The sequence below is a fragment of the Nonlabens dokdonensis genome (assembly GCF_002162835.1).
GTDB lineage: Bacteria > Bacteroidota > Bacteroidia > Flavobacteriales > Flavobacteriaceae > Nonlabens > Nonlabens dokdonensis_B.
Genome location: NZ_MAAX01000011.1, coordinates 1 through 7,430 on the forward strand (window position 1 = coordinate 1; position 7,430 = coordinate 7,430).

General features: G+C 35.3%; 9 protein-coding genes. 4 read left to right on the forward strand and 5 right to left on the reverse strand.

Going from position 1 to position 7,430, the window contains the following annotated elements; genetic code table 11:
* Nucleotides 1-1,242 (reverse strand): NADP-specific glutamate dehydrogenase (gene gdhA, locus A9Q93_RS00455; protein WP_303685399.1); only part of this gene is annotated, 1,242 nt, incomplete at its 3' end.
* 233 nt (nucleotides 1,243-1,475) lie between these two features.
* Between gdhA and A9Q93_RS00460 the strand changes: the two genes are divergently transcribed.
* On the forward strand, nucleotides 1,476-2,249 hold the full coding sequence (locus A9Q93_RS00460) for a glutamate dehydrogenase (RefSeq protein ID WP_303685400.1): 774 nt from the start codon (nucleotides 1,476-1,478) through the stop codon (nucleotides 2,247-2,249).
* A gap of 24 nt (nucleotides 2,250-2,273) precedes the next feature.
* Nucleotides 2,274-3,185: a hypothetical protein gene (locus A9Q93_RS00465; protein WP_303685401.1), complete on the forward strand. Its 912-nt coding sequence runs from the start codon at nucleotides 2,274-2,276 to the stop codon at nucleotides 3,183-3,185.
* Here the strand turns inward: A9Q93_RS00465 and A9Q93_RS00470 are convergent.
* A complete protein-coding gene (locus A9Q93_RS00470; RefSeq protein ID WP_303685403.1) occupies nucleotides 3,182-3,691 on the reverse strand; it encodes a rhodanese-like domain-containing protein in 510 nt (169 codons plus the stop codon). The two genes, A9Q93_RS00465 and A9Q93_RS00470, sit on opposite strands and share 4 nt — an antisense overlap.
* 4 nt (nucleotides 3,692-3,695) lie before the next feature.
* Nucleotides 3,696-4,250: a crossover junction endodeoxyribonuclease RuvC gene (gene ruvC / locus A9Q93_RS00475; RefSeq protein WP_303685404.1), complete on the reverse strand. Its 555-nt coding sequence runs from the start codon at nucleotides 4,248-4,250 to the stop codon at nucleotides 3,696-3,698.
* A gap of 18 nt (nucleotides 4,251-4,268) precedes the next feature.
* Between ruvC and A9Q93_RS00480 the strand changes: the two genes are divergently transcribed.
* Nucleotides 4,269-5,180, forward strand: a complete 912-nt coding sequence (locus tag A9Q93_RS00480; RefSeq protein ID WP_303685405.1) for a lysylphosphatidylglycerol synthase domain-containing protein — start codon at nucleotides 4,269-4,271, stop codon at nucleotides 5,178-5,180.
* Nucleotides 5,177-6,319 carry a glycosyltransferase gene (locus A9Q93_RS00485; protein ID WP_303685406.1) on the forward strand — a complete coding sequence of 381 codons (1,143 nt, stop codon included), beginning with the start codon at nucleotides 5,177-5,179 and terminating at the stop codon, nucleotides 6,317-6,319. The genes A9Q93_RS00480 and A9Q93_RS00485 overlap by 4 nt, the downstream gene beginning before the upstream one ends.
* Here the strand turns inward: A9Q93_RS00485 and A9Q93_RS00490 are convergent.
* Together A9Q93_RS00490 and A9Q93_RS00495 are read right to left on the reverse strand one after the other, a co-directional pair.
* Complete coding sequence (locus tag A9Q93_RS00490; RefSeq protein WP_303685407.1) at nucleotides 6,291-6,722, reverse strand: hypothetical protein; 432 nt, start codon at nucleotides 6,720-6,722, stop codon at nucleotides 6,291-6,293. The genes A9Q93_RS00485 and A9Q93_RS00490 overlap by 29 nt on opposite strands.
* Before the next feature lie 77 nt (nucleotides 6,723-6,799).
* Nucleotides 6,800-7,430 (reverse strand): lipopolysaccharide assembly protein LapB (locus A9Q93_RS00495; RefSeq protein ID WP_303685408.1); only part of this gene is annotated, 631 nt, incomplete at its 5' end.

The window sequence follows — 7,430 nt, forward strand, 5'->3', positions numbered from 1 at the left end:
CTCTACACAAGCTTCATGAATGTCATTCATAATGCTGTGTAGTTTGCTGTCTACTTCTTCGGCAGTCCAGCTGTAACGCATAGAGTTTTGTGACATTTCTAAACCAGAAGTTGCCACTCCACCTGCATTAGAAGCTTTTCCTGGGGCAAATAAAATCTTATTATCGATAAAGTGCTCTACTGCTTCTGGAGTACTAGGCATGTTTGCGCCTTCACTTACACACATACAGCCATTAGAAACTAAGGCCTTAGCCTCTTCACCGTTTAACTCATTTTGAGTGGCACATGGTAATGCGATATCACATTTTACGGACCATGGACGCTCACCTTCATGGTAAGTTGCGTTAGAATATTGATCTACGTACTCAGAAATACGACCTCTTCTATTATTTTTAAGATCCATAATAAAGGCAAGTTTATCAGCATCAATACCTTCTTCATCATAGATGTAACCACCAGAATCAGACATAGTAACTACTTTACCACCTAGCTGTAGAATTTTTTCTGCAGCATATTGCGCTACATTTCCAGATCCTGATATTACCGTAGTTTTTCCTTTAATTTCCTCTCCTCTAGTCTTCAACATATTTTGTGCAAAGTATACATTACCGTATCCTGTTGCTTCTGGACGTATTAAAGAACCACCGTAAGAACGACCTTTACCTGTTAAAATACCGGTAAATTCGTTTCTAAGTTTTTTATAGTAACCGAATAGGTAACCTATCTCACGTCCTCCTACTCCTATATCTCCAGCAGGCACGTCAGTATCTGCTCCTATCACACGTTGTAACTCTACCATAAATGACTGGCAAAAACGCATTACTTCACGATCTGATTTCCCTTTAGGATCAAAGTCTGACCCACCTTTTCCACCACCCATAGGTAGCGTTGTAAGGCTGTTTTTAAAAACTTGTTCAAAAGCAAGAAACTTTAAGATACTAAGGTTTACAGATGGGTGAAATCTCAAGCCACCTTTATATGGACCTATAGCACTATTCATTTGAATACGATAACCTCTATTAACATGAACTTCTCCACTATCATCTGTCCATGGCACTCTGAACATTGTTACACGCTCTGGCTCTGCCATTCTTTCTAAAAGTTTGTCAGACTGATATTTTTTATTCTTTTCAATGAAAGGTATAACGGCTTCAGCTACTTCTTCCACTGCCTGAATGAATTCTGGTTCATTAGGGTTTTTCTTTTTTATCAAATCGATAAAACTTTGGATGTTTTTTTCCATTATCTGTAATTTGTTTCTTTAAGAAAACGTTTTCGTTAAGATTGCAAATATAATATTATCGCGTGAGGGTTCTTTTTTTTTACCATTTTTTTATGTCTTTAAATTGTTTGTTAAACAACATTTTAAGGGTTTAATATGTAGTACATCTATTAGTCAATTTATAATCAAATACATATTGCAGTTGTATGAATTACATTTTGTTATATTTGTTGCGATCTCTTAGATATATATAGATGATACACCCTTTAAGATACGTTAGTATATTGCTCGTAATGCTTGCCATTAGTAACCTTTCTAGTGCCCAGTTAGGTTTCTCACACGAGTTAGGTTTTATAACTGGTCCTGTGGCTTTTCAAAGTGATTACGGAGAGCGTTATGACTGGGATACAAATTCTGGAAACGTAGGAATAGGTGTGGGCTTAGTTCATTATATCAATTTTGCATATAGAGCAGATTGTGATTGCTATTCTCAGGATACATACTGGAACGATCACTTTAAAATAAGGAGTGAAATTTCCTATCATGTTACCACTTTAAACCATCTAGGTCCTGAAGCAGAAAAACCATCATTAGGTGGATTGCAATTGAGATCTATGCAAGGAAAAGCTAGAGTTTTTGAAGCTGGAGCTCATTTAGAATGGTTTCCATGGAGTATCAGAGATTTTCAAACTGGTGGTAAAAAAATTGCTCCTTATCTAGGTTTAGGAGCGCACTACGTAAGCTATAGACCAGAAGCTACGAGTTCTTTAGGACCACTGGGAAATCCTGTCACTACATTCCCTACGTTTATAGATCGTATCGACACCTCTCAAGGTAGTGCTATCGCTGTCGTAGGCGATATAGGTTTGCGTTATAAAGTAGGTCCATTAAGTGATATTTTAATTTCTTCAAAATGGCATTATTACACTGGTAGTAATTATGTAGATGGTCTGAGTCCTAATAATGTAAACAACAGATCAAATGATTGGATCTGGTGGTTTAATGTTGGGTACATTTTCTATCTCTAAATCTATTACACTTCTTTAATATTTATGACCAAACGATTCTTCTGGCTATTTGTCTTATGTTGCATTGCTGCTTGCAAGACTCCTGCTGGAAAAATAAATTTAAGTGGTAAGAAAAATTTTGATTTAAACATCATTACCATTCTAGATCCTCAACTTACTGAAACTTCTGGGCTAGAAATTATTGAGGAATATATCATCACTCATAACGATAGCGGCGATTCACCTACATTATATTTTTTAAACTTAAAAGGAGAGCTTCTTTTTAATAAGACCTATAAGAACATGCAAGCGATCGATTGGGAAGACGTCACAAAAGACGATTCTTATATTTATATTGCAGACATAGGTAACAACTACGGAAATCGTAAAGATCTTACTATATACAAAATTGCCATTGAAGATCTTAACAATGAAAACGCACCAGTAGAAAAGTTACATATTTCATATCCAGATCAAATAAGTTTCAAGAAAGGTGACCAAGACCACCCATATGACGCAGAGTCGATTGTAGCGATCGATGATGAGTTATTTGTTTTTTCAAAAGATTGGAAAAAACAAACCACGATAATTTACAAAATCGATAAAAATAAAGCCTATCAAAAAGCCGAAAAAGTAAGCACATTTAATGTTAAAGGCTTAATAACTGGCGCTACTTATAATGGAAGAAATAAAGTAGTCTTATCTGGTTATAACAGCAGCTTAGATGCTTTTATCTATGAAGTTGATTATAGAAATGGAATTTTCAACTTTTATAAAAAAAGTGATCTTCAAATTACCGGAGGTGCACAAGTAGAAGGAATTACTTTTTTAAAAAGAGATAGTAAAAATGAAACCTACATTATCTCATCAGAGGCCACACAAATAAAATTAGGAGAAGATGAGGCATTATCGCCTTCCCAATTATATCGACTTACTATTCCTGCTCAAAAGGATTAATATACTTTCTCCCCTGTTTTAAGATATTTAGCCCAAATTTTGCCGAACACATGAACCTTCTCAGTTGGTTCATTCTCTGCATCTACAATTTGATAACCAGCATCTTTCCAAGAAAATATACTGCCGTATAAATTATACACGTTTTTAAATCCGTTTTTCAGTAAGTCTTCTCCATAAGATTCTGACCTGATGCCTACACTACAGTAAACAACCACTTTATCTTCTTTATCAATCTCAGGGAAATTTACTGAACTATATTTTTCGCCTACCCAAATGGCATTAGGCAGGTGACTCACCTCATACTCTTCTTTCTTACGAGTATCAAGAATTACGTAATCGTCGTACTCCATTTTAAGAGTCTGCACTGATACATAAGGAACAGATCTTTTATTATGACTTTTGAGCAGTTCTGGAATTCCTTTTTTTGGAGATTCTTTTTCTTGCGCCTCGACATTCCATGGCATCGCTATAAGAATAATAACTATTAAATATAAGAATTTGTTCATGGCTTTATTTTTTAACTCGCTTCTCATTTTGCTTCACAAATGATGCCCAACCTGTATAATTCTTGCCTATGGTAACTTTTCCACTGTTATAATAGTGACATACTGCTGCTGCAAGACCATCAGTCATGTCTAAGTTTTTGGGCAATTCCTTTAAACCCAAAAGACTTTGCAACATTTTTGCCACTTGCTCTTTACTAGCTCTTCCTTTACCAGTTATTGCTTGCTTAATTTTTAACGGCGCATACTCAAAGACAGGAATATCTCTAGATAAACCTGCTGCCATCGCAACACCTTGCGCTCTACCTAATTTGAGCATGGACTGCACATTTTTACCGAAAAAAGGTGCTTCCAGCGCAATTTCATCAGGATGATAAGTGTCGATTAATTCTATAGTTCGTTCAAAAATACGTCTCAACTTCGTGTAAGGATCGGTTATTTTTCTCATGTCCAGCTCATTCATCTGCACAAAATGCATCTTATTGCCTTTTACATGAATAATCCCAAAACCCATAATAGCTGTTCCAGGATCTATACCGAGAATGATTTTTTCTTTTGCCAATTGTTGTATTTTTCGCACATGTCCATCGCGCTTCACAAATCTAAGCAATTCTTTGCTCCATTATTAAAAATGTGCATCATTGCGTTATGCGTGTACTTACTTTATAATCAATGGATGGAGCGACCTTTACGTCTCAGCACTTTTACCGATTTACTCAACAAATTACCATGGTGGTCCTTACCTGCTTTATTACTTTTCAGTTTAAGCAGCTGGATGATAGAGTCTAAAAAGTGGCAATTTTTAATAAAAGAATTTTATAAGTTACGCTTTCGCGAAAGCGTGCTACAAAACCTCACCGCTCAAGCAGCCAGTTTCATCACTCCGTTTAGAGCTGGCGAGTTTGCTTTAAAAAGTACGTTTTTCAAAAAAGAGCTACGAAAAAAAATACTGAGCAGCATACTAGCAGGAAACCTGGCGCAAATGGCAGTTACAACTGTACTTGGTATCAGCGGAGTGCTATTTTACATCAAGAACCAATCACCTGAAAGTGTTTTTTTATTGATCTTTAGCTCAGTGATGATGTGTTTACTAGCATTAATCTTATATCTGTGGATTTCAAAAAAGTGGCAATCAGGAATTTTAAATACACAAAAATGGGCAAAGGTGTTAATATTTTCTTTCTTGCGATACGTGCTTTTTGCCAGCAACTGGCTCATTGTTCTTATTCTACTAGATTATGAGGCATCGCTTTTTATAATAATTAGGAATATCACGATATATTATCTTCTAGTTTCTATTATTCCTGTGATTCAACTTTTTGATATCGCTTTAAAATGGACGGTTGCTTCTTATATTTTTAATGGAAATCTTTATAATACCGAATCTATTCTATTTGCAACCACAATTATCTGGATTACTAATTCTATTTTCCCTACCGTTTTGGGATGCGCTATTTTACCGTTTCAGAAATTAAAAATAGCAACCTCATGAGTTGGTTATTTTTATTTATCGTTTGTGGATATGCACTGGTGATCATTTTGTTATCTAAGGAATTACTTACTTATCCTAAAACTGAAATAAATGATACTACAAAACTACTTCCCTTCACAGTTATTATCAATTATCGTAATGAGCAGGCAAATTTACCAGTGCTGTTGTCTAGTATCAAAAATCAAGAATACAACCTCGACCTTATACAATGGATATTTGTTAATGATCATTCTACCGATGGTAGTCTTGCGATATTAAAACAATTTAAAAAAGAAAATACCGATGTCTCGATATTCCTTCTAGACCGCAAGGTAAAATCTGCAAGCGGTAAGAAAGATGGAATTTCTCAAGCAATAGAACTCAGTTCACACAATCACATCATCACTACAGATGCCGATTGTATGTTGCCTCAAAACTGGTTACTTTCCTATAATGCTATTTACAACAAACATCCCGATGCTCATTTTATAGCTGCTCCTGTAATGATAGACCAAAAGAAAAGCATAATTTCTAGCTTACAAACTCAAGAAATGAATGCATTACAATTAATTACTGTAGGTGGTTTTTCTTATAGACAGCCATTTATGTGTAATGGTGCAAACATGAGTTTTACAAAAGATGCATTTCATGAAGTCAACGGTTATGAAGGAAACGATCACATCTCGAGTGGTGATGACATTTTCCTATTAGAAAAACTGGTTGCAGAAGACGTTATGAAATGCCATTACTTAAAAAATAAGGAGGCAATCGTTACAACTTTTCCAAAGGACAGTTTTAAAGACATGATCTCTCAAAGAGCACGATGGGCACAAAAAGGCTCTGAAACTAAGAGCATGCTCAACAAATTAGTAAGCTTTCAAGTGCTAGCTATGAGTTTGTTGTTTATTTTGAGTCCATTGTTTTGGGTTTTTGAAATGATAAATTCTCCAATGTTCGTAGGCATTCTAGCGACCAAGCTATTTACTGACGTGATGGTGTTATTTACAAGCGACCGTTTTTTTGAGAATGTAAAATGGAGATTTGTTCCTATTAATTTCTTCATCTATCCTATTCTAGTAATTATAATAGCTTTTCTATCGCTTAAGAGATCAGACTGGCAAGGAAGAAAAATTAATACTCCAGTGAGTCTACAGGAATAAAAACAATTGGTAATCGGTAAGAACTACTCACTGGTATAGAACGTTTTCTGGCGCTTTCAATAACAGGCAGGTCATTTAAACGTGTTTGTAGAAGGCTATCCATCTTAAACTTATCAATCTCCTTAGCGCATTTAAAAATACTGTCATATTTTATCTTACCAGACTTTGCAACCGTTATAGACAAGTAAACGCTATCCTTAACAGCAAGCCGTATGGGAATTTTTTGTTCTTTTAACTTATTATAAACTGTACGGTGTAAATTTTCATAAAAGCAATCTGGTGTAGTGAGCATCTCATCACAATCCTTAAAAACCGGATAGCTGTCTATGGATGACATATCGTAATATTCCAGTTCTTTTTGTGCTTTTAAATTTGCCTGTTCCCGTTTTTCTTCATCGCTCAAGCAAGAAGTTGCTATGAAGCAAATTATCAGTAGAAAAGAAAACAGTCGGTAATTCATAAAGCTAAAATACGACCTTTCTATTTTTTGGCGCTGAGAAAGATTTCTTTGCGTAAATCTTTAGCCCGCGCATTTGCCATTTCTTGATAGCGGCTCGTAGGATACTGCTCGATAAATTCTTCATAATAGGATAATTTTTTCTCCTTATCTGCAAAATATTGATCTGCAGCGATGGCATATTGATACCCTAATACATCATCTTCTGGTTTTTCGTTTTTTGCTTTTTTAGTCGCATAAAATGCATTTTTAAAATCACCCAAACGCACGTATACCGTTGCTAGTTGTAAATACTCTTGATGCAGCTCTGGCGTCTTGAACTGGATGGATTGCTCAATATGATCTTGTGCTTGTTCCAGTTGATCTAGTTGTAAGTAAGCTTTAGACATTATAAAATAAATCAAACTGTTTTTATCTTCATAATCGCGGTTGTACTTCTCATAGTTTTCAATCGCGAGTTGCCATTGTTGATCATTAAAATACGACCAGGCCAGATTTTTTCTATTAAAATCAGTGTCATTTCCTAATTTAAATAAAAGCTCAAAGTGTTCAATTGCTTTATCATAGTGTTTTGCTCCTAGATAAGCTTGTGCGATGAGACTGTTTATTTTAATATCGTTTGGGTACAATTCTAGCGCAGGTTGCGCCGTGATA